General features: G+C 68.7%; 1 protein-coding gene. It reads right to left on the bottom strand.

All coding sequences use genetic code 11. The features are described 5' to 3' along the window. Positions 1-367: hypothetical protein (locus J0A65_RS26440; protein ID WP_206597154.1), on the bottom strand; the 367-nt coding region annotated here is incomplete at both ends.

Here is a 367-nt window from a genome sequence, read left to right as displayed (position 1 = left end):
GACTCCAGGGTCTGGCGCAGACGCGCGATGGTGTCGAGGATGCTGCGCTGCTCCTGGAACTGCGGCTGCACGCCGAACTCATCGCCGCCCGCCGCGTTGGCCGGGGCGGAAATGCTGAAGTCGACCCCATAGACGTTGAAGGTCGACGGATAGGGGCCCGCTGCGGTACCCGTGCTCAGCACCGGGCTGCCAGGCCCGAGCGGCTGGGCGTAGACCTCGTAGTTGGTCGCATCGGTGAAGCGCACCACCACCCCGGCCGTGGGAAATTGCGCGTCGAAGGTCGCCTGGTTGACGATGGTGCCGCCCGAGACCACCGCACCCGAGGCGTTGGTCGAGGAACGGGTCACGGCGAACTCGGTCTCGGCCG

Origin of the sequence: Bowmanella yangjiangensis (genome assembly GCF_017255015.1) — a bacterium.
In the GTDB taxonomy this organism is placed as follows: domain Bacteria; phylum Pseudomonadota; class Gammaproteobacteria; order Enterobacterales; family Alteromonadaceae; genus Bowmanella; species Bowmanella yangjiangensis.
This window is presented reverse-complemented; position numbering and strand designations above follow the sequence as displayed.